This window comes from Streptomyces monomycini (assembly GCF_022271435.1).
In the GTDB taxonomy this organism is placed as follows: domain Bacteria; phylum Actinomycetota; class Actinomycetes; order Streptomycetales; family Streptomycetaceae; genus Streptomyces; species Streptomyces monomycini.
The window spans coordinates 40,622-63,995 of the sequence record NZ_JAFIQY010000044.1 but is presented as its reverse complement, the minus strand read 5'-3'; the positions used below and the strand labels follow the sequence as shown (position 1 = coordinate 63,995).

Here is a 23,374-nt window from a genome sequence, read left to right as displayed (position 1 = left end):
CCCGCACGCGGCGCCCCACGCACGACGCCCCGGGCTCGGACATCGAGGCCGGGGCGGTGGCGGTGGTGCACATGCGGGTGACGGGTGCAGGTGCAGGTGCAGGTGCTGCCGGGCTACTCCTCCACCAGGAGCTTGTCGCGGAGCTGGGCCAGGGTGCGGGCCAGCAGGCGGGAGACGTGCATCTGGGAGATGCCGACCTCCTGGGCGATCTGCGACTGGGTCATGTTGCCGAAGAAGCGCAGCAGCAGGATCTTCTTCTCCCGCGGCGGCAGGTCCTCCAGCAGCGGTTTGAGCGACTCGCGGTACTCGACGCCCTCCAGCGCCTCGTCCTCGGCGCCCAGGGTGTCGGCGACGGCCGGTGACTCGTCGTCGGTGTCCGGTACGTCCAGGGACAGGGTGCTGTACGCGTTGGCCGACTCCAGGCCCTCCAGGACCTCCTCCTCGGAGATCGCGAGGTGCTCGGCCAGCTCGTGGACCGTGGGGGAGCGGCCGTGGCGCTGGGAGAGCTCGGCGGTCGCGGTGGTCAGCGACAGTCTCAGTTCCTGGAGGCGGCGGGGCACCCGGACCGCCCAGCCCTTGTCGCGGAAGTGCCGCTTGATCTCGCCGACGACCGTGGGCGTGGCGTACGTGGAGAACTCCACGCCGCGGTCGGGGTCGAAGCGGTCCACGGACTTGATCAGGCCGATGGTGGCGACCTGGGTCAGGTCGTCGAGCGGCTCGCCGCGGTTGCGGAAGCGCCGGGCCAGGTGCTCGACGAGCGGCAGATGCATCCGTACGAGCGTGTTGCGCAGCTCGGCGCGCTCCGCCGATCCGTCGGGCAGCTTGCGGAGCTCGTAGAACATCGCCCGCGCGCCGCTGCGGTCATGGGGGTCGTGAGGGTGGTGCGGGGTGTGCGGATCGCGCTCGTTCCGCTTGTTCTCGCTCTGGTCCATGTGGTCCGCCCGCTCTGCCTGCTCCGCCGCGTCCAAACGGCCGCCGTGGTCATCCGCGCCCACCGGTTGCGGCCGGGCATGATGCTGCTCGGGGATGGCCGTGACGGGCGCCATCCGCGTGCCGCTTTCAAGATCCTTCACGGGGCCCCCTGTTCGGTCATGACGGTCCGGGACCGGCGCCGCGCTCCTTGTACAGGCTGATGGTGACCGTACGGTCCTCCGCGACGGTGGAGTCGACCTTGCCGGCCAGCGCGGAGAGCACCGTCCAGGCGAAGGTGTCGCGCTCGGGGGCGCGGCCGTCGGTCGTCGGGGCCGAGACGGTCACCTGCAGCGCGTCGTCGATCAGGCGGAAGACGCAGCTCAGTACGGAGCCGGGCACGGCCTGTTGCAGAAGAATCGCGCACGCCTCGTCCACGGCGATGCGCAGATCCTCGATCTCGTCGAGGGTGAAGTCCAAGCGGGCTGCGAGTCCGGCCGTGGCCGTACGCAGCACCGACAGGTAGGCACCCGCAGCGGGCAGCCGGACTTCCACGAAGTCCTGGGTCCCGGGCTCGCCTGCGATCTGGGACACCCTCACCTCCAAGGTGACACAAGCTGGTTGAGCTGATATTCGCGCCGGTCGCGGCCCCTCTCGTGACAAGAGGAGAACGATCCGGCGCGGCACATGGTTCGCCTGCGACGCTATCGCGATCCGCGGGGCGATGTCGCCCGGAAGAGGCAGCGCCGGCTTCCGGTACGACGGGTGGTCTCGCAGCGTCCCGCAGTCCTACGACTGTCACTCATTGTAAGCCTACGGGTACGGACAGTGGCTAGGGGTCTGCACTGCCAAATCGGAACTAGTTACGCTGCGTTGACGTTCGAGACGCCCGCAAGGTTGTGCAGTGCATCTCCAGTGAGCCGGAAGACGGTCCATCCGTCCATGGGTTCGGCGCCGATCGACCGGTAAAAACCGATGGACGGTTCGTTCCAATCCAGGACTGACCACTCGAAACGCTCGTAGCCGCGCTCCGTGCAGATCTCCGCGAGCGCCGCGAGGAGCGCCTTGCCGTGGCCGCCGCCGCGCGCCTCCGGACGGACGTAGAGATCCTCCAGATAGACACCGTGCGTGCCCGCCCACGTCGAGAAGTTCCGGAACCACAGGGCGAAGCCGACCGGCCCCTCGACGTCCTCCGCCATGAGCGCGAACGCCGCCGGATGCGCGCCGAAGAGCGCCTCGCGCAACTGCGCCTCGGTGGCTTTCGCGGACTCCCGGGCCCGCTCGTACTCGGCCAGCTCGCGGATCATCGTGTGGATGACGGGTACGTCGTCGACCGTCGCGGTGCGGATCATGCCTGAAGGCTAGCGGGCGGCACTGACATCCGGCCCGGGGGTGCGGTGATCCCGCCGGACCGGGCCCGCGCAAGGCACTCAAAGGGGACGGAAGGTGCCGCGGGGGCTGCTCGGAAGGCGGTCCCAGCGGCTTTCACCGTCCGCCGGCCCGGTCGATGGCTCCGGCGCCGGCTCTCACGGTCCGCCGGCCCGGTCGCCGGTCGCGCCGTCGGTTCAGACGACGGTCTCGTCGACGAAGCACCACCGCCAGCTCTCGCCCGGCTCGTACGAACGCATCACCGCGTGGCCGGTCGCCGTGAAGTGGCCCGTGGCGTGCCGGAACGGCGAGGAGTCGCAGCAGCCGACGTGTCCGCACTCCAGGCACAGCCGCAGCTGTACGGGGTGGCTGCCGACCGCCTCGCACTCGGGGCAGGTGGCGCTCAGCGCGGCGGGCTCGGGGCGCGGCAGACCGGGAACATGTGGGCACTCGCTCATGATTGCCAGGTTAGATCGCCGGAGCGGGCGCGGCACAGGCGGCCGCGGCGGTGACCGGGGCGGCGCGCGCCGCCCCGGAGGAACAGGACAGGACAGGACGGGCTGGACCGATGGACGTGATGCCACTACTGCTGCTGGTCGCGGGGAGCGCGGCGGTCGCCGGGGCCGCCCGGCGCACGCCCGTACCGGGGCCGCTGCTGCTTGTCGTCACCGGCCTGGTGGCGTCCTACATCCCGGGGGTACCGGACTACACGCTCGATCCGCACATCGTGCTGCCGCTGCTGCTGCCCCCGCTGCTGCACACCGCTGCCCTGGAGAGCTCGTACCTGGACCTGCGGGCCAACCTGCGGCCGGTGGCGCTGCTGTCGGTCGGTTACGTGCTCTTCGCGACGGTCGCTGTCGGGTACGTCGCGTACCTGGTCGTCCCGGACCTGCCGCTGGCGGCGGCGCTCGTCCTCGGCGCGGTGGTCGCGCCGCCGGACGCCGTGGCCGCCACCGCCATCGCCCGCAGGCTGCGCCTGCCGAACCGGATCACGACCATCCTCCAGGGCGAGTCACTGGTCAACGACGCCACCGCGATCACCGCGTACAAGGTGGCGGTGGCCGCCGCCGCGGGGGTGGGAGCGACCTGGACCGACGGCATCCGCGAGTTCGCGGTCGCGGCGCTCGGCGGCATCGGCGTCGGGGTGGTGCTGATGATCCCGCTGCACTGGCTGCGCTGCCGGCTGCGGGACGCGCCGCTGCTGGAGAACACCTTGTCGCTGCTCATCCCGTTCGTGGCCTATCAGGTCGCCGAGGAGTTCGGGGCGTCCGGAGTGCTTGCGGTCGTGGTGGTCGCGCTCTATCTCGGGCACCGCTCCTGGCAGGTCGACTTCGAGACGCGGCTCCAGGAGGAGGCCGTGTGGAAGATGGTCTCCTTCGTGCTGGAGTCGTCGGTGTTCGCGCTGATCGGTCTGCAACTGCCGGTCATCCTGCGCGGGCTCGGGGAGTTCAGCGGTGCCCAGGCCGCCTGGTACGCCGTCGTGGTCTTCCTGGTGGTGGTGCTCACGCGTTTCGTCTGGGTCTTCCCCGCGACGTTCCTGCCGCGGATGCTGTCCGCACGCATCCGTACCCGCGAACCCGGTACGAACTGGAAGGCACCGGTGATCGTCGGGTGGGCCGGGATGCGCGGCGTGGTGTCGCTGGCGATCGCCTTCTCGATCCCGGTGACCGTCCAGGACTCCGGCGACGGATTCCCGGCGCGCAATCTCGTGCTCTTCCTGACCTTCACCACCGTCATCGGCACCCTCGCCGTCCAAGGGCTGACACTGCCGCCCCTGATCCGCGCGCTGCGGCTGCCCGCGCGCGACGTACAGGGCGAGACGCTGGCCGAGGCACAGGCGCAGAACGAGGCGTCACGGGCCGCGGAGCAGCGGCTGGCGGAGCTGCTGGAGGACGAGCGCAACGCGCTGCCGGGGCCGCTGGCCGACCGGCTGCGCACGGTCATGGAACGGCGCCGCAACGCGGTGTGGGAGCGGCTGGGCACGGTCCACGAGACCACGGGGGAGTCGGCGGACGACACGTACCGGCGGCTGGCGCGGGAGATGATCGACGCGGAGCGCAAGGTGTTCGTACGGCTGCGGGACGAGCGGCGGATCGACGACGAGATGATGAGCGTGCTGCTGAAGCGGCTGGACCTGGAGGAGGCCGCGGCGTATCGGGAGGGGGCCGACTAGGGAGGCGGGCAGGGGGGACGTCGCCTTGCGGGGCGTGGGGCGCGGGGAACGAGGCGCAAGAGCGCGGGGTTGCGCATGAGGGGGCGCGAGTCAGGGAGTCGGAGCCCCCGTCACGACCGCCGTGACGGTGGTGCCGGGCGGGAAGGCGCCCTCCTCGGCCAGGGTCGTCAGGCCCAGGAGGAGCTTGGCGACGTAGAGGCGTTCCAGGGGTATGCCGTGCCGGGCCTCGAAGTCGGCGGCGAAGGAGTCCAGTTCGGGGGTGCGGCGGGCGTAACCGCCGCAGTGGAAGCGGTCGTCCAGGTCCCAGGTGCCGCGCCGGCCGCCGAAGGCCGCGTACTGGAGGCGTTCGGTCTCCGCGGCGAGGAAGTGCGGTGTACCGCCCTTGAGGACGGGTATGCCGAGGGCCCGCTGGTCCGGCGCCAGGCCGGCGGCCAGGCCCGCCAGCGTTCCGCCGGTGCCGCAGGCGACGGCGACGACGTCCGACGCGCCGTGCAGTTCCCGGCCCAGAGCCGTGCAGCCCTGGACGGCGAGGGCGTTGCTGCCGCCCTCCGGAACGGCGTAGTGCGGGCCGAAGCGTTCCCGGAGCGCGGCGGCGGTCTCCGGCTCGGCCTTGCGGCGGTAGGCGGCGCGGTCGACGAAGTGCAGGCGCATACCGTCGGCGGCGCAGCGTGCCAGGGACGGGTTCAGCGGCCGGTCCGCCAGTTCCGCGCCGCGTATGACGCCGACCGTCGCGAATCCCAGGAGGCGGCCGGCCGCGGCGGTGGCGCGCAGGTGGTTGGAGTACGCGCCGCCGAACGTGAGCAGTGTGTGTTCCCCGGCCTCGGCCGCCGCCCGCAGGTTCAGCTCCAGCTTGCGCCACTTGTTGCCGGGCAGCTCGGGGTGGATCAGGTCGTCCCGTTTGAGCAGCAGCCGCACACCGCGGCGCGCGAACCGTCCGTCCTCGATGTGCTGGAGGGGGGACGGCAGGCGCGGCCGCAGTGCGGCGAGGTCGGGGACGGCGGAGGTCACCCGGCCATTGTCGCGTGCCGGCGGGCGATGCTTCACCAGCCGACGGGTGGTACGGGTGGTACGGGTAGAGCGGCTGGTACGGGTGTTACGTGTGCTGCGGGTGCTACTTCAGGCGGGCGCCGATGCGGGCGCGCATGTCCTTCATCGTGAAGCCCTTGGGGTCTATCTTGTCCGCGCGCCATTCCAGGTGGCCGACGACCGAGTACTCGTTCCAGCCGTGTACCCGGCACAGCGCCGCCGCGGCCTTCTCGACGGCCTCCAGCTGGGCCTCGGGCCACGGGTCCTTGCCGTCGCCCAGGTTCTCGCACTCGAAGCCGTAGAAGTGGACGTTGCCGTCGGCGTTGTACTGGTTGGTGGGCGGCAGCTGCGTCCGCTCGGCGATCACGGCCTTCAGGACGTCGCGGTCACCGCTGCCCGCGTGGTTGGTGCGCCCGCAGCCGACCAGGTGCACCCGGCCGTCCTTGGTGATCACGCCGTGGCACAGCGGGCCCGGCAGCGCCGAGGTGCCGTCGTAACACAGGCGGACGGTGCTCTCGGTCCCGGACGTGACGGTGTGGTGGATCACCACACCGTGCACCGGTCCCCAGTCACCGTGGCCCTCGCGGTTGTGCGTACGCCACTCGCCGACCTCGACGACTTCCAGGCCCTCGTCTCTGAGGGCCTTGATGAAGGTGTTCGCGGACATGGGTGGGGCCATGGCCGACTCCGTTCGGTGCGCGGCGGCCGCCGACCGCGCACCGCCTCATAAAACGCTTGTACTGGAACGCCAGGTCACAGACCAGCCGTTCGTCGCGTGTACGAGCGGGTGAGCGAGCGGTTTCAGCCGCTATCCACCGCTTTCAGTCGCGGCAGGCGCCGCCTTTCAGCCGCGCAGGAAGCCGTCACCGTGCGTGGCGATGTGGGCCTCCAGCGCGCTCAGCGCCTCCTGGGTGGCGTCGGCGGAGCCGTTGCCACGACGCTCCGCGTAGTAGGCCGCGCCCAGCTTCTTCAGCAGGTCGTTGCCGGCCCGCTGCTGCTGGACCTCGTCGACCTTCTGCTTGCCCTGGTTCAGCGCGCTCTGTGCCTGCTCCTTGGCGCGGTCGAGAAAGCCTGCCATTGCTGCCTCCGGTGTGAGGTTGGGGGAGGGGCGGACGGCTCCGCTGCCGTCGCGGTGCCGTACCGGATCAACGGTCCGGACGTTACCCGCGTTCCCGTGCCAGGCTGGTGAGGTGGACAGGGGCACGGAGGGGGCCGCGGACGCGGCCCCGGGGGCGGGTCCGGGCGCGGATCAGGGCGGTGACCAGGGCGTCGGCCAAGGCGCGGCCGCGGACCCGGGCGGGTACCGGGAGCGGGCCGCGCGGCTGCCCGGTGCAGTCGTCTGGGTGAAGCGCGCGCCCGGCGGTCCGGCGCCGGCGCCGCAGCGGGTGCTGCCCGACGGCTGCACTGACCTGCTCTGGTGGGGCGGCCGGCTGATCGTGGCCGGGCCGGACACCAGCGCGTACACCCCTGCCGTACGGCCGGGGGAGAACTCCGTCGGACTGCGCTTCGCCCCTGGTCAGGGGCCTGCCGTCTTCGGCGTGCCGGCGCACGTGCTGCGTGATCGGCGGGTGCCGCTGGAGGAGCTGTGGCCCCGGCACCTGGTGGGCCGGCTGGCCGGAACGGTGGCCGGGACCGATTCACCCGGACGGGTGCTGGAGGAGATCGCCGTACACCGCCTCCGGGAGGCCGCCGGCCCGGCCGACCCGGCGCGGAACGCGATCGCCGCGGCGCTCGGCCGCGGCCGGTCCGTGGCGGAGGTCGCCCGGGCCGTGGGCGTCGGCGAGCGGCAGCTGCACCGCCGGTGTCTGGAGGCCTTCGGGTACGGGCCCAAGATGCTGGCCAGAGTGCTGCGCCTCGGCCGCGCGCTGGAACTGGCCCGCGGCGGAATGCCGTACGCGGAGGTGGCGGCCCGCGCCGGGTACGCGGACCAGGCGCACCTGGCGCGTGAGGTGAAAGCGCTGGCGGGGGCCCCGCTGGGGGTGATCGTGGCCCCGGGGTAGCTTGTCCGTCATGGACTACCAGGCCGTTCTTGAGGAGGTAGCGGCCTTTGCGAGGCCGTATGTCGGACATGGGCAGGTTGCCGATTACATACCGGCACTGGAAAAGGTGCCGACGGACCGCTTCGGCATAGCGGTGGCCGACATCAACGGCGAGGTGTACGGGGTGGGGGACTGGGAGGTCCCGTTCTCCGTCCAGTCCATATCGAAGACCTTCTCGCTGGCGCTGGTCATGGCCAACGACAACGAGGACATCTGGAAGCGGGTCGGCCGCGAGCCGTCGGGCACGCCGTTCAATTCGCTGGTGCAACTGGAGTGGGAGAACGGCGTACCGCGCAACCCCTTCATCAACGCGGGCGCGCTCGTCGTCACCGACCGGCTGCAGACGCTGACCGGCGACGCCAGCACCACGATGCTGCACTTCCTGCGCGAGGAGAGCGGCAACCCGGATCTCGCCTTCGACCAGGCCGTGGCGGACTCCGAGGCGGAACACGGCGACCGCAACGCGGCACTCGCCCACTTCATGGCCAGCTTCGGCAACCTGGAGAACCCCGTCCCCAGCGTCATCGAGCACTACTTCTGGCAGTGCTCGATCGAGATGAGCTGCCGCGACCTGGCGGCGGCCGGCGGGTTCCTGGCCCGGCACGGCCTGCGCGCCGACGGCAGCCGCCTGCTGGAGGCCCGCGAGGCCAAGCGGATCAACGCGGTGATGCTGACCTGCGGCACCTACGACGCGGCCGGGGAGTTCGCGTACCGGGTGGGACTGCCCGCCAAGAGCGGTGTCGGCGGCGGGATCGTCGCGGTCGTACCGGGACGCTGCACGCTGTGCGTGTGGAGCCCCGGCCTGGACAGCCGCGGCAACTCGGTCGCGGGCGCGGCGGCGCTGGACCACTTCACGTCGCTGACCGGCTGGTCGGTGTTCTGAGCCGGCCGCCCGGTGGCGGGCGGCGCCGCCCCGGGCGCATCGTGGGGGCGAGGAGGTGCGTCGCCATGGAGCACGAGATGCGCGCCGAGTACGCCGAGTACGCCGAGGACACCGCGGGCGCGGAGGCCGGTTCGCCGCAGACGGACGCCCCGGTGAAGCTGTGGCACATGGTGCGGCTGGACGGTACCCAGTCGATGTGCGGACGCGAACTGCGACCGGATGCGGCGGTGCAGCCCTCGGACGCCTGGGGCACGGCTGCGGGCGAACCTTTCTGCCACTCCTGCGGGGCGCTGTACCTGCGCGAGGTGGTGTAGCCGAGGCAGCGGGCTCCGGGGTACTCCGCACTCGCGGTGGCGGGCTCCGGGGGCCCGTACTCGCGGCGGCCGGCCCGGGGCGCTCCGTACTCGCGTGCTGTCCCGTAGGCCCGCGCCTAAGCCAGCGCGGCGAACAGGTCCACTCCGTGCCCGTCCGGGTCCTGGACCACCGCGTACCGCTGCCCCCAGGGCGCGTCCCACGGTTCCTTCTCGCCGACGTACCCGGAGGCGGTCAGCTCCGCGTACACCTTGTCGACCTCGGCCGGGCCCGCGCACTCGAAGGCCAGCGCCGTAGGGGTGCCGGAACCCGGCGGTGTCCACCCGGGATCGATGGAGCGCGCGACGGCGTACGTGTCCCACATCAGACGCAGACCGCCGGGCAGCGTCGCCTCGGCGTGCGGGGCGGTGTCGGCCTCCGTTGGGACCGGCAGGCCCAGACGGCGGTAGAAGGCGAGCGAGGCCGCCATGTCGGCGACGACGATGCCGATCGCCGCCAGACGCGGTGTGGTGGAACCGGGGAAAGGGTGCGTTTCGTTGCTCATACGGGGAGCGTAGGGAGCACCGGACGGCCCGGTCTTGAACGAATCGGACACCGGTACGGTACGGGCGCCGCTACGGGCGCGGGACAGCTACCGCTACGGGTGTCACGGGCACCGGATGACCTGCCCCGCGTACGACAGGTTGCCGCCGAACCCGAAGAGCAGCACCGGGGCGCCGGACTGGATCTCCCGCCGCTCCACCAGCTTGGACAGGGCCAGCGGCACGGAGGCGGCCGAGGTGTTGCCGGACTCGACGACATCGCGGGCGATCACGGCGTTGACCGCGCCGATACGTTCCGCGAGCGGCTCGATCAGCCGCAGATTGGCCTGGTGGAGCACGACTCCGGCCAGGTCTTCCGGCTCGATGCCGGAGCGCTCGCACACCTGACGGGCGATGGCCGGAAGCCGGGTGGTGGCCCAGCGGTAGACGGCCTGGCCCTCCTGGGAGAACCGGGCCGGGCTGCCCTCGATGCGCACCGCGCCGCCCATCTCCGGGACCGAACCCCACAGCACCGGGCCGATCTCCGGCTCCGCCGCCGCCGTGACGACCGCGGCACCCGCGCCGTCCCCGACGAGCACGCAGGTCGAACGGTCCGTCCAGTCGACCACGTCGGTGAACTTCTCGGCGCCGATGACCAGCGCGTTGACGGCGGAACCGGCCCGGATGGCGTGGTCGGCGGTGGCCAGCGCGTGGGTGAAGCCCGCGCAGACGACGTTGAGGTCCATGGCGGCGGGGGCCGGCAGGCCGAGCCGGGCGGCGACCCGCGCCGCGGTGTTGGGGCTGCGGTCGACGGCCGTGCAGGTGGCCACCAGGACGAGGTCGATGTCCTGGGAGGACAGGCCGCTGGCGGCGAGCGCCTTGGCCGCCGCGGCGGCCGCCATCGCGTCCACGCTCTCGTCGGGGGCCGCGACATGCCGGGTGCGGATGCCGACACGGCTGCTGATCCAGGCGTCGTCGGTGTCGACGATCTTCGCGAGGTCGTCGTTGGTGAGCACCTCGGAGGGCTGGTAGTGGCCGAGAGACAGGACGCGTGAGCCCGTCATGGGATCCCCTGAGCGTGTGCGGACGGTTTCCGTCCAGTGTTGGGGGTGCGGCTGCTGAGGACGTAGCGAGAACCGCCAATCTTCGGGGGCGAGAACTGGAGGGAAGCCACGGACGGCGTGCGGCGGACGCTTCCGGCGGCTCCGGGCCGGGACCGTGATCCCGCGCACGACGACGGCCGGCCCGTACAGCGCTCGCTCCGCTGTACGGGCCGGCCGGAGGCCCCGCTTTCGGTTCTCCCGTCGTCCGTCGCTCAGCCGAGCGGTGCGAACCGGCGCAGCCGGAGGCTGTTGGCCACCACGAAGACCGAGGAGAAGGCCATCGCGGCTCCGGCGATCATCGGGTTGAGCAGCCCGGCGGCGGCCAGCGGCAGCGCGGCGACGTTGTAGCCGAAGGCCCAGAAGAGGTTGGCCTTGATGGTGCCGAGGGTGCGGCGGGCGAGGCGGATGGCGTCCGCCGCGGCGCGCAGGTCGCCCCGTACCAGCGTCAGATCGCCCGCCTCGATGGCGGCGTCCGTGCCGGTGCCCATCGCCAGGCCCAGGTCGGCCTGGGCGAGGGCGGCCGCGTCGTTGACGCCGTCGCCGACCATGGCCACCGACCTGCCCTCCTTCTGGAGGCGCTGGACGACCGCGACCTTGTCCTCGGGCAGCACATCGGCGATCACCTGTTCCGCGTCGATGCCGACCTCGGCGGCGACCGAGCGGGCGACGGCCGCGTTGTCGCCGGTCAGCAGCACCGGAGTGAGGCCGAGGGCGCGCAGCCGCCGGACCGCCTCGGCGCTGGTGGGCTTGACCGCGTCGGCGACGACGAGCACGGCGCGCGCCTCCCCGTCCCACGCGACGGCGACCGCGGTGTGCCCGGCCTCCTCGGCGGCGGTCTTGGCGTCCGCCAGGGTGGCGGGCAGTTCGACGGCCCACTCGGCGAGCAGCGAGGTACGGCCGACGAGGACGGCGTGGCCGTCGACGACGCCCTGGACGCCGAGCCCGGGTACGTTCGCGAAGTCCTCGGGGGCGGGCAGCTCACCCGTACGCTCGGCCGCCGCGGCGGCGATGGCCCGCGCGATGGGGTGCTCGGAGGAGTGCTCCAGGGCGCCGGCCAGCCGCAGCGCCTCGGCCTCGGCCACCCCCTCGGCCAGGTGGACGCCGGTGAGGGTCATCGCGCCGGTGGTGACCGTGCCGGTCTTGTCCAGGACGACGGTGTCGACGCGGCGGGTGGTCTCCAGGACCTCGGGCCCCTTGATCAGGATGCCGAGCTGGGCGCCTCGGCCGGTGCCGACCATGAGCGCGGTCGGCGTGGCCAGCCCCAGGGCGCACGGGCAGGCGATGATCAGTACGGCGACCGCGGCGGTGAACGCGGCGACCGCGCCCGCACCGGTGGCCAGCCAGTAGCCCAGGGTGCCGAGGGCCAGGGCGATGACGACCGGGACGAAGACGGCGGAGATCCGGTCGGCCAGGCGCTGGGCGGCGGCCTTGCCGTTCTGCGCGTCCTCGACCAGCCGCGCCATCCGGGCCAGCTGGGTGTCGGCGCCGATCCGGGCCGCCTCGACGACGATCCGGCCGCCCGCGTTGACGGTGGCGCCGGTGACCGGGGCGCCGGGGGAGACCTCGACGGGAACGGACTCACCGGTGAGCATCGAGGCGTCCACGGCGGAGGACCCGTCCACGACCGTGCCGTCGGTGGCGATCTTCTCGCCCGGACGGACCACGAAGCGGTCGCCGACCGCCAGTTCACCGACCGGTACGCGCACCTCGCGCCCGTCCCGCAGCACCGCGACGTCCTTGGCGCCCAGCTCCAGCAGCGCCTTCAGCGCGGCCCCGGCCCGCCGCTTGGAGCGGGCCTCGAAGTAGCGTCCGGCCAGGATGAAGGCGGTGACCCCGGCCGCGGCCTCCAGGTAGATGTTGCTGCCGCCGTCGCCGCGTTCGATGGTCAGCGTGAACGGGTGGGTCATGCCGGGCATCCCGGCGTGGCCGAAGAACAGGGCCCACAGCGACCAGCCGAGCGCGGCGAGCGTGCCCATGGAGACCAGGGTGTCCATGGTGGCCGTACCGTGCCGCAGGTTGGTCCAGGCGGCCTTGTGGAACGGCCAGGCGCCGTACGCCACCACCGGCGCCGCCAGGGTCAGCGACAGCCACTGCCAGTTGGTGAACTGCAGCGCCGGGACCATCGCCATGAGGATCACCGGTACGGCCAGGAGCACCGAGACGGTCAGGCGCTGCCGCAGCGACGCGAGCGGGTCGGCGCCCGCTTCGGGGGCCGGGGCCGGTACCGGCCCCGCGTCGGGATCCGGTGGCGGCGGGGCGGGGGCCGGGGGCTCCGGGACGGCGGCCGTGTAGCCGGTCTTCTCGACGGTGGCGATCAGATCGGCGACTTCGATCCCGGCGCCGTCCTCGTACGTGACCTTCGCCTTCTCCGTCGCGTAGTTGACGGTGGCGGTGACGCCGTCCATCCGGTTGAGCTTCTTCTCGACACGGGCGGCGCAGGAGGCGCAGGTCATGCCGCCGATCTCCAGCTCGATGCCGTGCTCGCCGACGGTGGTGGTCATGGCTGCTCCTTGGGGGGCGGGGGTGACGGCGGAGGGTCGCCGTCGTCCACTGTCTGGACTGTATACCCCTAGGGGGTATGAGTGCTACCCCTCCCGGGTATGCGGGGGTGCACTCTCGCGGGAGACGGGGAACTCGCCGGCTTCGACTGCCTCACCCGCTTCGGCTGCCTCATCGGCCTCGACAGCCTCGGAGGGCCTGGTGTTCCCTTTCGTCCCACCTGACCCCGCATCACCCTCCCCGTCGGCCGCCCGCAGTACCCGCCCGCCCAGCCGCCGTAGGTACTCCGCCAGCTCCGGTGGCTCGTGCACCGTGAACTCGCTGCCGAGCATCGCCAGCCGGAACGCCGTCCACTCCAGGGAATCGGGCCGGGTGCGCACCCGGCACACCCCCTCGCCCAGCGGCTCCACCGAGGCCACCGCGCGCCCCAGCCGGTCACACACCTCGGCGGCGGGCGCGCGCACCGTGACCACCGCGGCGCGACCGGGCCCCATGCCCTGCATCCGCTCCGTGACGAACGCGGCGGCGTCCTCGGCGGGCAGCTCGCGCGGGGGCGTGCGTACCCCCGTGGGGTACGGCTCGCTCAGCCGGTCCACGCGGAAGATCCGCCAGTCCTCGCGCTCGTTGTCGTACGCCACCAGGTACCAGCGGCGCCCGGCCGCGACCAGCCGGTGCGGCTCCACCAGGCGCTTGGAGCGGACACCGTCGCCCGCCCGGTAGGTGAAGCGCAGCCGCTCCCGGTTGGCGACGGCCGCGGCGAGCGCGGTCAGGTGCGCGGGGTCGACGGTCGGGCCGTCCCCGGCGGGCATCGGTACGGTGGCGGTCCCCAGTGTGCCCACCCGCCGCCGCAGCCGGGACGGCAGGACCTGTTCCAGCTTGGCGAGGGCCCGTACGGACGCCTCCTCGATGCCGTCGACGGTGTGGCCGGCCGCCGAGCGCAGCCCGACGGCGATGGCCACCGCCTCCTCGTCGTCCAGCAGCAGCGGGGGCATCGCGGTGCCCGCCGCGAGCCGGTAACCGCCTTCCGCGCCCATCGTGGCGTGCACCGGGTAGCCGAGGTCGCGCAGCCGCTCGATGTCGCGGCGGATGGTGCGGGTGGTGACCCGTAGGCGGCCGGCCAGTTCGCTGCCGGGCCATTCGCGGGGTGTCTGGAGAAGGGACAGGAGGTTCAGCAGGCGTGCCGAGGTCTCGCTCATGCCGTCGATGATGCCGGGTTCAGTAGGACCGGAGCTGTCCTATACGGACCGTAAAGTCGAGGTCTGCCCGTCGAGGCCTGCCCCGGAAGACCCGGGTGTCCGGGCCCCCGGGCTCCGCTCCCGTCCTGAAAACCCCAGGAGTCACCGCATGCCCACCCCGCCCACGACCGCCCCCGGCATGCCCGGTGCGTCCGACCCGCCTGGTATGCCTGGTGCGAGCGATCCGCCCGGTGTGGGCGATCCGGCTGATACCTCCGGTACGCCCGGCGCGAGCGGCCCGGCCGGTGTACCCGGCACGTCCGGCCCGGCCGACGCCACCGGCCGCAGGCGCTGGATCGCGCTCGCCGTCGTGCTGACCGCCGCGTTCATGGACCTGGTGGACGCGACCATCGTCAACATCGCCGTGCCCAGCATCCAGCGGGACACCGGCGCCACGTTCGGCGCCGTCCAGTGGATCACCGCCGGCTACGCGCTGGCCTTCGCCGTCGGCCTGATCACCGGCGGCCGGCTGGGCGACATCCACGGCCGCCGCCGGCTCTTCCTGCTCGGTATGGGCGGCTTCACCGTCGCCTCCGCGCTGTGCGGCATCGCCGCCGACCCGGGGATGCTGATCGCCGCCCGCGTCCTCCAGGGCGCGATGGCCGCGCTGATGGTGCCGCAGGTGCTGGCGATCATCCACGTCACCTTCCCTCCGCACGAACGCGGCAAGGTCTTCGGCATGTTCGGCGCCGTCATAGGGCTGGGCGCGGTCTGCGGTCCGCTGATCGGCGCGCTGCTGACGCAGTGGGACATCCTCGGTCTCCAGTGGCGGCCGATCTTCCTGATCAACCTGCCGGTCGGCGTCGCCGGCATCCTCCTGGGGCGCCGCTTCATCGCCGAGTCCCGCGCTCCCAAGGCGCTGCGTCTGGACCTCGGCGGCATGGTCCTCGCCGCGCTCGCCCTCCTGATGGTGCTCTATCCGCTCACCCAGGGCCGCGAAATGGGCTGGCCCGCATGGGGTTTCGTGTCGATGGCTGCGAGTCCGCTCGTCTTCGCCGCCTTCGTACGGTACGAGCGCGCCAAGGCCCGCAAGGACGGCTCGCCGCTCGTCGAACTCTCCCTCTTCAGGCTCCGGACGTTCGTCGCGGGTGCCGGGGTGCAGCTCACGTTCGGGGCGCTCTCGGGGCTGTTCTTCCTCGTCTGGACCCTGTGCATGCAGCTCGGCCTGGGCTGGAGCCCGCTGCGTTCCGGGCTGACCGGAGTGCCGTTCTCGGTCGCCTGCTCGGCGGCGGCCGGTGTCTCCGTACAGAAGCTGATACCGCGCTTCGGACGCAAGGTGATGCAGGCCGGCGCGCTGATCATGCTCTGCGGTGTGCTGCTCTACATCGCCGGGGCCTCGCGGTACGGCACGGACCTGACGTCCTGGCAGATGGCTCCGGCCCTGCTGTTGATGGGCGGCGGCATGGGCCTGATCGTCGCGCCGATCACCGACGCGGCCCTTTCCGAGGTGCCGTCCGAACACTCCGGATCGGCGTCCGGGGTCTTCAACACCACGAGTCAGCTGGGCATGGCGTTCGGGCTCGGTCTGTCGTCGGTGGCCTTCTTCGGTGTCCTCGACGGAGCGGCCGGCCGGGACCCGAGGGCGGCGGTCGTCGACGCGACGGTCACCTCGCTGTGGTGGGTGGCGGCCGGACTGGTGGTCATCTTCCTGCTGCTGTTCCTGCTGCCGGGGAAGCCGCGTACGGGCGGGGAGACCCGTATGGCGGGTGGATCCGGTACGGCGGACGAGTCCGGTACGGCGGGTCGGTCCGGAACGGCCGGCCGGCCCGGTACGGCGGAGGACCCCGGTACGGCGGACGAGCCCGGTACGGGTACGGGCGGGGGAGCGGAGCTGCCCGCCGGGGCCGGGCCCGAGGACGGGCGCCGGACCTCTGACGCCGAGCGCACGCTGGTCCACTGACCCGGACGGCCTCCCGCCGGCCCCATCAGCCCTTCACCGGCTCCCACTCGGCCTGCCGGCCCTTCATCGGCAGGGACCGCGCGCCCGTACCTACGGCGTGTAGTCCCTGCCGTTCAGCGCGCGGTAGAGGAAGCGGGTGGTCGCCTCGATGGCCTCGTCCTCGGTCATCCCGGGCAGCAGCTGCGCGGGTGCGTCCAGCATCGCGCTCATCATCAGCAGGGTGGTCTCGGGGGAGGCCGGCAGGTTCTGTACGTGTTCCAGGTGGTCGGCCAGGTCTTCGAGCTGGGCGCGGCGGAACTGGTCGAAGGTGCGGGTGAAGTCCTCGCTGACCAGCGCCGCCTGGCGCAGTGCGACCATGGTCGCCGCGTGCTCCTGGTGCACGCGCCAGCAGCTGGCCACGTGGTAGCGGATCGCTTCCGGGTCGGTGAAGTCCGACTTGTGCTGGTCGGTTCCGGCGTAGGCGTCGCTCGCCGCGGACAGTTCGTCCAGCAGCGCCCTGAGCAGGTCTTCCTTGCTCGTGAAGTGGCGGTAGAAGGAGCCGGCGGCCCGGCCGGCCTCCGTCGTGATGTCAGTGATCTTGGTGTTCAGGTAGCCGCGGTCGGCGAACAGGCGCTTGGCCGCCTCGATCAGCGCCGCCCTCGTCTCGACCGCCTGCTCCGCGCGCTTCACGTCTCCTCCAGCTCTCTTGACATCGCACGCTAGCAGCCTCACGATGAATGCACATTCAGCGAATGGAGATTCATCATGCGAGTGCTGGTGGTGGGCGGCGGCCCGACCGGGCTGACCCTGGGGATCGAACTGGCCCGGCGCGGCGTCGGGGTGCGGGTCGTCGACAAGGCGACCGCGTACTTCGACGGATCGCGCGGTGACAGCCTTCAGCCGCGCACGCTGGAGGTCTTCGACGACCTCGGTGTGCTGGACGCCGTACGGGCCGCCGGGGCGCCGCCGGCGCCGCTGCGCGTGCACCTCGGCGGCCGGTTCGTGGGCGAGCACTGGATGGCCGAGTTGCGCGAGCCCCGGCCCGGCGTGCCGTGTCCGAATCCGTGGGTGCTCGGCCAGTCGCAGACCGAGGGGATACTGCGGGCGCGGCTGCGGGAGTTCGGCGTCCGCGTCGAGCTGGACACCGCACTGACCGGCCTGGAACAGGACGCGGACGGGGTGACCGCGCGGCTGGCCACCGGTGAGGCGGCCCGCTTCGACTACCTCGTGGGCGCCGACGGCGGCGCCAGCTCCGTCCGCAAGGCCATCGGTGTGGCCTTCCCCGGCACCACCGACGAGACCTTCCGCGCGCTGGTCGGCGATGTGACGGCGCCGGACCTCGACCTCACGTCCGGCCACTGGTTCGCCGCGGAGGACCACCCCGTGGCGGGTGTCGCGCTGACCCCGCTGCCCGGCACCGGGCAGTTCCAGTTCATCTCGCCGCTGGTCGAGGGCGACGACGCCTCCCTGGAGACGATGCAGGCCGCCCTCGACCGGTTCTCGGCCGGTGTGCGCCTGACCGGACACGGTTGGTCGACGGTGTGGCGGCCGAATGTACGGCTGGCCGAGCGGTACAGGGTCGGGCGCGTCTTCCTGGCCGGCGACGCCGCGCACGTCCACCCGCCGACCGGCGGACAGGGCCTGAACACCGGCGTGCAGGACGCCTACAACCTGGGCTGGAAGCTGGCCGCGGAGACCGCCCTGGACAGCTACGAGACCGAGCGGCGGGCCGTCGCGGCCCGCGTCCTCGGCCTCAGCACCGACCTGCTGGACAAGTACGTCGAGGGCAGCGCCGACGCCCACAAGCGCGGCGAGGAGGGCTACGGCCTCGACATCACCTACCGGGCCCCGGACGCCACCGGTGTCCTCGTCACCGGCGACCGCGCCCCGGACGCCCCGCTGCTCGACGCGGACGGCAAGCATGTCCGCCTCTTCGACCTCTTCCGCGGCCCGCACTTCACCCGGCTGGTCTTCGGCGCGCCCGCTCCGGAGGAGGAGCACGCCTACGCCGTACTGCGACCCGGCGAGGAGCCCAGCCGCGAGATATCCGACGGTGGACGGCGCGGCCGCGGACGGTATGTCGTCGATGCCGAGGGCCACGCCTTCGCGGGCTATGCGGCGAAGCCCGGCGACACCTTCCTGGTCCGCCCGGACGGATATCTGGCCTGAGGAGCCCGTGTCAGGAGAGGAGGCGTCAGGCGCCCTACAGCCACCCGTTCCGCTTGAAGCCCCGGTGGATGAGGAAGCAGAGCGTGACCGTCGCGGCCATGACCAGGGGGTAGCCGAAGGTCCAGTGCTTCTCCGGCATGTACTCAAAGTTCATGCCGTAGATGCCGCACACCATCGTCGGGACGGCGAGGATCGCGACCCAGGCGCTGATTCGCCGCATGTCCTCGTTCTGGGCCACGGTGATCTGCGCGAGGTGCGCCTGGAGTATGGAGTTGAGCAGTTCGTCGAAGGCGTTGATCTGCTCGGTGACCCGCTCCAGGTGGTCCGACACGTCGCGGAAGTACGTGGTGATGTGCGGGTCCACCAGCGCCATCGGCTGGGTGGCCAGGGCCTGCATCGGGCGGGCCAGCGGCGCCACGGCCCGTTTCAGCTCCAGCAGTTCCCGCTTGAGCTGGTAGATGCGGCCCGCGCCGGTGCCGGGGCCCTTGGTGCCGCCGCGCCGTTCCTCGTCGCGGGTGCGGCGCGGGCTCTCGGCGAAGACCTCGCTCTCGACGTCGTCGATGTCGTCCTGCACGGCGGCGGCGACGTCCAGGTAGTCGTCCACGACCAGGTCCGCGATGGCGTGCAGCACCGCGGAGGGGCCGATGGCCAGCTGCTCCGGGTCCGCCTCCAGCTGTTCGCGCAGCGGCCCGAGCGAGCCGTGGCCACCGTGCCGGACGGTGATGACGAAGTCGGCGCCGGTGAAGACCATGATCTCGCCGGTGTCCACCACCTCGCTGGACTCGGTGAGCCGGTCGTGGTCCACGTAACAGACCGTCTTGAACACGGTGAACAGCGAGTCGTCGTAGCGCTCCAGCTTCGGCCGCTGGTGCGCGTGCACCGCGTCCTCGACGGCCAGCGGGTGCAGTCCGAACAGGTCGGCGACGCCGGCGAACTCCTTCTCCGACGGCTCGTGCAGTCCGATCCACACGAAGCCGTCGCCGGAGCCGCGGACCCGGCGGACGGCGTCCTCGGCCGGGTGGTCGCCGGGCTGGCGGACCCCGTTCTCGTAGACGGCGCAGTTCACCACGGCGGTGCCCAGCGGTGACCGCGCGGGGTGGCTGAGGTCGACACCACGGCGCTGCTGCTGCGGCAGCCGGACCGCTTTACGAAGGTTGCTGATCACCGACACCGCACCAGTATGGACCGGCCGTACGGCGAGGCGGGAGGCATGACGGCGGCTCCGCACACCTCCCGCCCGTACGGACCGGCCCACTCCGGCGCGTCCGTACGGGAGGCGGCGCGCGGTGAGGCGCCGGGGCGACGCCCGGCGGCACACCGGGGGCCGGTGGGAGCCCGAGCGGCATCCGATGGCATTCCGGGTGCGGTGAGCGCCGGGGCGGCGCCCTGGCGGCACACGGGGTCCGGCCAGTGCTGGGGCGGCGTTCGACGATGTGCCGGGGCCCGGCAACTTACCGGAGGCAGCTCCCGGCGAGTAGCGGGGCAGCGTCCGGCGACAGCCTGTGTCCCGGCGACGTACCGAGGCCCGGCGACGTACCGGGCTACCGCTCGGCGACGTACCGACCCCGGCGACGTATCGGGTCGGCGTCCGCCGAGGGCCGGGTCGGCGTCCGGCGAGGGCCGGGTCAGCGTCCGGCCTTGTCCCCGCCCGGGCCCGGCGACGTACCGGGGTCGCCGCCCGCCCGACATTCCGGGGCCCAGCGACGTACCCGGTTACCGCCCCTCGACATTCCGGGGCCCGGCGACGTACCGGGGTCACCGCCCGCCCGACATTCCGGGGTCCAGCAAGGTACCGGGTCGCCGCCCCTCGACATCCCGGGGCCCAGCGACATACCGGGTCACCGCCCCTCGACGTCCCGGAGCCCGGCGACCTACCGGAGGCACCGCCCGCCCCCGGGCCCCGCCCCCCGGCCCCCGGCGCCCCACCGGCTCACCGCCCGGCCACATGCCGCGGGCGTGCGGCGCCGAGGCCCATGACTACCTGGGGGACGAGCAGTGCCAGGAGTACGGCCACCGGTACCGTCCAGCCGCCCGAGGCGTCGTGCACGGCGCCGAGGACCGCGGGGCCGGTGGCCGCCAGGATGTAGCCGAAGCACTGGGCCATGCTGGACAGCTGCGCGGTGTGCCGGATGTCCGGGGCGCGCTGGACGATGAAGAGCAGGGCCAGGCTGATCGCCGCGCCCTGGCCGAGGCCCAGCAGCGTCATCCACACGTACGCGCCGCCGGCCGGGGCGGCCAGCATCCCGGCGAAACCGGCCGCGCACAGCACCGCGCCGACCGTGGCCAGCGCACCGGCCGGCAGCCGTCGGCCGACGATCACCGGGGCGAGGAAGGAGCCCACGATGCCCAGCAGCGAGGAGAACGACAGCATCCAGCCCGCGTCGCCCGCGCTCAGCCCGGCGTCGGTGAGCATGGTCGGCAGCCAGGCGGCCGCCGCGTAGTAGCTGAGCGACTGGAGGCCCATGTACGCGGTGACCTGCCAGGCCAGCGGGGAGCGCCACAGGCCGCGTACGGGGTGGGCCGCCTCACGGGCGGCGGAGGCGGAGGTCCGCGTACGGCTGCGGGTCTGCGGCAGCCACACCACCAGCGCGATCACCGCCAGCGAGCCCCAGCACGCCAGTGTGGCCTGCCAGCTCAGTCCGGCCGCGCGCTGCACCGGCACGGTGACACCGGCCGCCAGGGCCGCACCGCCGAACAGCGACATGGAGTAGAGCCCGGTCATCAGCCCGGACCTGGCCGCGAAGTCGCGCTTGATCAGGCCGGGCAGCAGGACGTTGGCGACGGCGATGCCCGCGCCGATGACGATCGTGCCGGCGAACAGCGCCACCACCGAGTCCAGTAGCCGCAGCGCCGTACCCGCGCAGATCAGCGCCATGGTGCCGAGCAGCGAGCGTTCCATGCCGAAGCGGCGGCCGAGCCGCGGCGCGATCGGGGCGAGCAGGCCGAAGCAGAGCAGCGGCAGCGCGGTCAGCAGGCTGGTGGCCGCGGCCGACATGCCGCTCGCGTCGCGGATGGTGCCGGCCAGCGGGGACACGGCGACGAGGGCGGGGCGCAGGTTGAGGGCGAGCAGGATGACGCCGGCGCCCAGGTAGAGGGCGCGGCGTCCGGTGGCGCCCGGCGCGGGGGCGGGCGGTGCGGCACCCCCGGCAGGTGCGTCGGCACGTGCGTCGGCGGGTCCGTCGGTGGGTCCGTCGGCGGGTGCGTCCGGCCGCGCGGCACCGCCGGTGCTGGTGCCGGTGCCGGCGGCGCTCACGGTGGCGGCCGGTCCGTCGTCATGCATGGTCTTCTTCTCCTGGGCTTGCTTCGCGTGCGCGGGGAGCCGCTGGGGCCTCGTCGTCGGGCCGGGTGGCGCGCAGCGCGTCCATGGCCTCGGTCAGGTGGGCCAGCGCGGCCTGTTCGGCGGCGTCCGGGTCCTGGGCCTCGATGGCGTCGACGATGGCGGTGTGCGCGTCGAACTGGTGGCGGACGGAATCGGGCAGCGGCCTGCGGACGACGGCCTGGAGGGCGGCGCGCAGGGCGTCGCTGAGGTGCTCGTACAGCTCCGCGAGGACGCTGTTGTGGGCCGCGGCCGCGACGGTCCGGTGGAAGTGCATGTCCGCGTCGATGAACGCGGTGACGTCGCTGTTCTCCCAGGCGCGGTCGCGTTCGGCGAGGGCGGCCCGCAGCGCCGCGAGGTCGTCGTCGGTGCGGCGCAGCGCCGCGTAGCGGGCCGCGTCGCGTTCCAGGGAGGCCCGGACCTCGTACGCCTCCAGGTCGGCGGCCCGGCGCAGTCTGCGTTGCACGGCCGCGCCGAAGTCGCTGTTGGCGCGTACGTACGTACCGTCGCCCTGCCGCGGCTCCAGCATCCCGGTGTGCACAAGGGCGCGGACCGCCTCGCGGACGGTGTTGCGGCCCACGTCGAGCGTCTCGACGAGGACGGGTTCGGCGGGGATCTTTCCGCCGACCTGCCATTCGCCGTCGGTGATGAGCTGTTCCATCTGCTCGATGACCAGGTCCACCAGGCTGGTGCGGGCGGTGCTGCGCAACGGCATGGTCGCCGTCCTCTCCCTCGATTCCACCGGTGATGGGAACATCCCATGTTTGGCGGTGTCAAACAGCCGGGTTTACTCTGAAAGCGCCGGTGATCCGCGGATCACCGCCCGGCGGTGGGGCCCGCCGGACCCCAACCGCGGCCGTCCGAGGCCGCCAACGGTCCCTGCTTGCACGCACCGCGCGAGTAGGAGACGTATGACCACCGGAGCCCCCCGCCCGGCGACGACCGACGCCACACCCGGCTCATCCGCCCCGCACCCTGCCGGTGCGCACGCCGCCGACCCGCACGTCGCCGGTCGGCCTTCCCCGCATACCGGCGCTTCCGAGCCGTCCGCAGAGCGCCCGGCCCCGGCCCACTCCCGTACACAGCCCCCCTGGCAGGGCCAATGGCCGGCCGTCGGCGCAATCGCGCTCGGCGGCGGCGTCGGCGCGGCCCTCCGGTACGGGGCCACGCTGCTGTGGCCCACCGCCCCCGGGACGTTCCCCGCGACGATCCTCCTGGTCAACGCCGTCGGCTGCGCGCTGATGGGCGTCCTGATGGCGCTGATCACCGAGCGGGGCGCGCCCCACCCGCTGCTGCGCCCGTTCCTCGGCACCGGCGTCCTCGGCGGGTTCACGACCTTCTCCACGTACACCGCGGACGTCCGGCATCTGACCGACACCGGACGGCTCCCGCTCGGCCTGGCCTACCTGGCGGCCACCCTGCTCGCCGCGCTGGCGGCGGTGTGGGCCGCGCACGCGGGCACCCGGTACGCCCTGACCCGGCGCGGAGGTGCGCGGTGAACTGGCTGCTCGTGGTGGCCGGCGGGATGGCCGGTGCGCCGCTGCGCTTCCTGACGGACCGTTTCGTGCAGTCCCGGCTCGGCACGGCCTTCCCCTGGGGGACGTTCACGGTCAATGTCGCGGGTTCGCTGGTGCTGGGCCTGGTCACCGGTGCCGTGGCGGCGGGCGCCGCCTCCTCGGACCTGTACCTCCTGCTCGGGACGGGCCTGTGCGGAGCGCTGACGACGTACTCGACCTTCTCGTACGAGACGCTGCGGCTGGCCGCCGACGGGGCGCGGTGGCGGGCTGCCGCCAATGTGGCGGCGAGTGTGGCCGCCGGCCTCGCCGCGGTGTCCGCCGGTGCGGCTCTCGCCGAAGCGCTGTGGGGCTGAGCGGCCCTGCGCAGGTCTGAACAGGTTCGAGCAGGTCTGTGCGGGCCCGGAGTGGTACGGGGGTGACCGGGC

General features: G+C 72.8%; 23 protein-coding genes. 8 read left to right on the top strand and 15 right to left on the bottom strand.

Annotated features, from left to right (window positions below; translation table 11 throughout):
* Window positions 1-113: 113 nt before the first annotated feature.
* The 4 genes from JXZ78_RS33720 to JXZ78_RS33705 form a co-directional block, all read right to left on the bottom strand.
* Window positions 114-1,046 (bottom strand): RNA polymerase sigma factor SigF, encoded by a 933-nt coding sequence (locus JXZ78_RS33720; RefSeq protein WP_030017261.1) that lies wholly within the window; start codon window positions 1,044-1,046, stop codon window positions 114-116.
* Between the two features lie 43 nt (window positions 1,047-1,089).
* A complete protein-coding gene (locus JXZ78_RS33715) occupies window positions 1,090-1,503 on the bottom strand; it encodes an ATP-binding protein (protein ID WP_003985353.1) in 414 nt (137 codons plus the stop codon).
* 269 nt (window positions 1,504-1,772) lie between these two features.
* On the bottom strand, window positions 1,773-2,261 hold the full coding sequence (locus JXZ78_RS33710; RefSeq protein WP_030017259.1) for a GNAT family N-acetyltransferase: 489 nt from the start codon (window positions 2,259-2,261) through the stop codon (window positions 1,773-1,775).
* Between the two features lie 213 nt (window positions 2,262-2,474).
* Window positions 2,475-2,735, bottom strand: a complete 261-nt coding sequence (locus JXZ78_RS33705; RefSeq protein WP_030017258.1) for a UBP-type zinc finger domain-containing protein — start codon at window positions 2,733-2,735, stop codon at window positions 2,475-2,477.
* A 110-nt stretch (window positions 2,736-2,845) separates the two neighbouring features.
* Between JXZ78_RS33705 and JXZ78_RS33700 the strand changes: the two genes are divergently transcribed.
* Window positions 2,846-4,450: a Na+/H+ antiporter gene (locus JXZ78_RS33700; RefSeq protein WP_030017257.1), complete on the top strand. Its 1,605-nt coding sequence runs from the start codon at window positions 2,846-2,848 to the stop codon at window positions 4,448-4,450.
* A gap of 90 nt (window positions 4,451-4,540) precedes the next feature.
* Here JXZ78_RS33700 and JXZ78_RS33695 read toward each other — a convergent pair whose 3' ends face one another.
* From JXZ78_RS33695 to JXZ78_RS33685, 3 genes are all read right to left on the bottom strand, one after another.
* A complete protein-coding gene (locus JXZ78_RS33695) occupies window positions 4,541-5,458 on the bottom strand; it encodes a 1-aminocyclopropane-1-carboxylate deaminase/D-cysteine desulfhydrase (protein WP_030017255.1) in 918 nt (305 codons plus the stop codon).
* Window positions 5,459-5,561: 103 nt separating this feature from the next.
* Window positions 5,562-6,155 carry a peptidoglycan recognition protein family protein gene (locus JXZ78_RS33690; protein WP_078623904.1) on the bottom strand — a complete coding sequence of 198 codons (594 nt, stop codon included), beginning with the start codon at window positions 6,153-6,155 and terminating at the stop codon, window positions 5,562-5,564.
* A gap of 165 nt (window positions 6,156-6,320) precedes the next feature.
* Entirely contained in the window at window positions 6,321-6,554 is a 234-nt protein-coding gene (locus JXZ78_RS33685) for a hypothetical protein (RefSeq protein ID WP_030017253.1), read from the bottom strand.
* 112 nt (window positions 6,555-6,666) lie between these two features.
* Between JXZ78_RS33685 and JXZ78_RS33680 the strand changes: the two genes are divergently transcribed.
* The 3 genes from JXZ78_RS33680 to JXZ78_RS33670 all read left to right on the top strand — a co-directional run bounded on the left by JXZ78_RS33680 (window position 6,667) and on the right by JXZ78_RS33670 (window position 8,712).
* Window positions 6,667-7,476 (top strand): helix-turn-helix domain-containing protein, encoded by an 810-nt coding sequence (locus JXZ78_RS33680; protein WP_238783548.1) that lies wholly within the window; start codon window positions 6,667-6,669, stop codon window positions 7,474-7,476.
* Window positions 7,477-7,486: 10 nt separating this feature from the next.
* Window positions 7,487-8,398, top strand: coding sequence for a glutaminase (locus tag JXZ78_RS33675; protein ID WP_030017251.1), 912 nt, complete (start codon window positions 7,487-7,489; stop codon window positions 8,396-8,398).
* A 65-nt stretch (window positions 8,399-8,463) separates the two neighbouring features.
* Window positions 8,464-8,712 carry a hypothetical protein gene (locus JXZ78_RS33670; protein ID WP_030017249.1) on the top strand — a complete coding sequence of 83 codons (249 nt, stop codon included), beginning with the start codon at window positions 8,464-8,466 and terminating at the stop codon, window positions 8,710-8,712.
* 116 nt (window positions 8,713-8,828) lie between these two features.
* Here the strand turns inward: JXZ78_RS33670 and JXZ78_RS33665 are convergent, their stop codons facing one another.
* The 4 genes from JXZ78_RS33665 to JXZ78_RS33650 form a co-directional block, all read right to left on the bottom strand.
* On the bottom strand, window positions 8,829-9,254 hold the full coding sequence (locus JXZ78_RS33665; RefSeq protein WP_030017248.1) for a VOC family protein: 426 nt from the start codon (window positions 9,252-9,254) through the stop codon (window positions 8,829-8,831).
* A gap of 102 nt (window positions 9,255-9,356) precedes the next feature.
* Window positions 9,357-10,295, bottom strand: a complete 939-nt coding sequence (locus JXZ78_RS33660; protein ID WP_030017247.1) for a beta-ketoacyl-ACP synthase III — start codon at window positions 10,293-10,295, stop codon at window positions 9,357-9,359.
* Between the two features lie 251 nt (window positions 10,296-10,546).
* Window positions 10,547-12,835 carry a heavy metal translocating P-type ATPase gene (locus tag JXZ78_RS33655; protein ID WP_238783547.1) on the bottom strand — a complete coding sequence of 763 codons (2,289 nt, stop codon included), beginning with the start codon at window positions 12,833-12,835 and terminating at the stop codon, window positions 10,547-10,549.
* Window positions 12,836-12,919: 84 nt separating this feature from the next.
* Window positions 12,920-14,029 (bottom strand): helix-turn-helix transcriptional regulator, encoded by a 1,110-nt coding sequence (locus JXZ78_RS33650; RefSeq protein ID WP_078623903.1) that lies wholly within the window; start codon window positions 14,027-14,029, stop codon window positions 12,920-12,922.
* Window positions 14,030-14,234: 205 nt separating this feature from the next.
* On the opposite strand from JXZ78_RS33650, the gene JXZ78_RS33645 reads away from it, so the two are divergent.
* A complete protein-coding gene (locus tag JXZ78_RS33645) occupies window positions 14,235-15,968 on the top strand; it encodes an MFS transporter (protein WP_078623907.1) in 1,734 nt (577 codons plus the stop codon).
* Between the two features lie 90 nt (window positions 15,969-16,058).
* On the opposite strand, the gene JXZ78_RS33640 is transcribed toward JXZ78_RS33645, so the two are convergent.
* On the bottom strand, window positions 16,059-16,637 hold the full coding sequence (locus JXZ78_RS33640; protein ID WP_030017244.1) for a TetR/AcrR family transcriptional regulator: 579 nt from the start codon (window positions 16,635-16,637) through the stop codon (window positions 16,059-16,061).
* A 75-nt stretch (window positions 16,638-16,712) separates the two neighbouring features.
* Between JXZ78_RS33640 and JXZ78_RS33635 the strand changes: the two genes are divergently transcribed.
* Complete coding sequence (locus JXZ78_RS33635; RefSeq protein WP_030017243.1) at window positions 16,713-18,116, top strand: FAD-dependent monooxygenase; 1,404 nt, start codon at window positions 16,713-16,715, stop codon at window positions 18,114-18,116.
* Window positions 18,117-18,150: 34 nt separating this feature from the next.
* Here JXZ78_RS33635 and JXZ78_RS33630 read toward each other — a convergent pair whose 3' ends face one another.
* The 3 genes from JXZ78_RS33630 to JXZ78_RS33620 form a co-directional block, all read right to left on the bottom strand.
* A complete protein-coding gene (locus tag JXZ78_RS33630; RefSeq protein WP_033036976.1) occupies window positions 18,151-19,281 on the bottom strand; it encodes a magnesium and cobalt transport protein CorA in 1,131 nt (376 codons plus the stop codon).
* A gap of 765 nt (window positions 19,282-20,046) precedes the next feature.
* A complete protein-coding gene (locus JXZ78_RS33625; protein ID WP_030017241.1) occupies window positions 20,047-21,396 on the bottom strand; it encodes a CynX/NimT family MFS transporter in 1,350 nt (449 codons plus the stop codon).
* Window positions 21,389-22,147, bottom strand: coding sequence for a FadR/GntR family transcriptional regulator (locus tag JXZ78_RS33620; RefSeq protein ID WP_050501969.1), 759 nt, complete (start codon window positions 22,145-22,147; stop codon window positions 21,389-21,391). The genes JXZ78_RS33625 and JXZ78_RS33620 overlap by 8 nt, the downstream gene beginning before the upstream one ends.
* 196 nt (window positions 22,148-22,343) lie before the next feature.
* Here JXZ78_RS33620 and JXZ78_RS41190 point away from each other — a divergent pair, with 196 nt between their 5' ends.
* Window positions 22,344-22,931 carry a fluoride efflux transporter FluC gene (locus tag JXZ78_RS41190; protein WP_078623902.1) on the top strand — a complete coding sequence of 196 codons (588 nt, stop codon included), beginning with the start codon at window positions 22,344-22,346 and terminating at the stop codon, window positions 22,929-22,931.
* Window positions 22,928-23,302 carry a fluoride efflux transporter CrcB gene (gene crcB, locus JXZ78_RS33610; RefSeq protein WP_030017238.1) on the top strand — a complete coding sequence of 125 codons (375 nt, stop codon included), beginning with the start codon at window positions 22,928-22,930 and terminating at the stop codon, window positions 23,300-23,302. The genes JXZ78_RS41190 and crcB overlap by 4 nt, the downstream gene beginning before the upstream one ends.
* Window positions 23,303-23,374 lie beyond the last annotated feature (72 nt).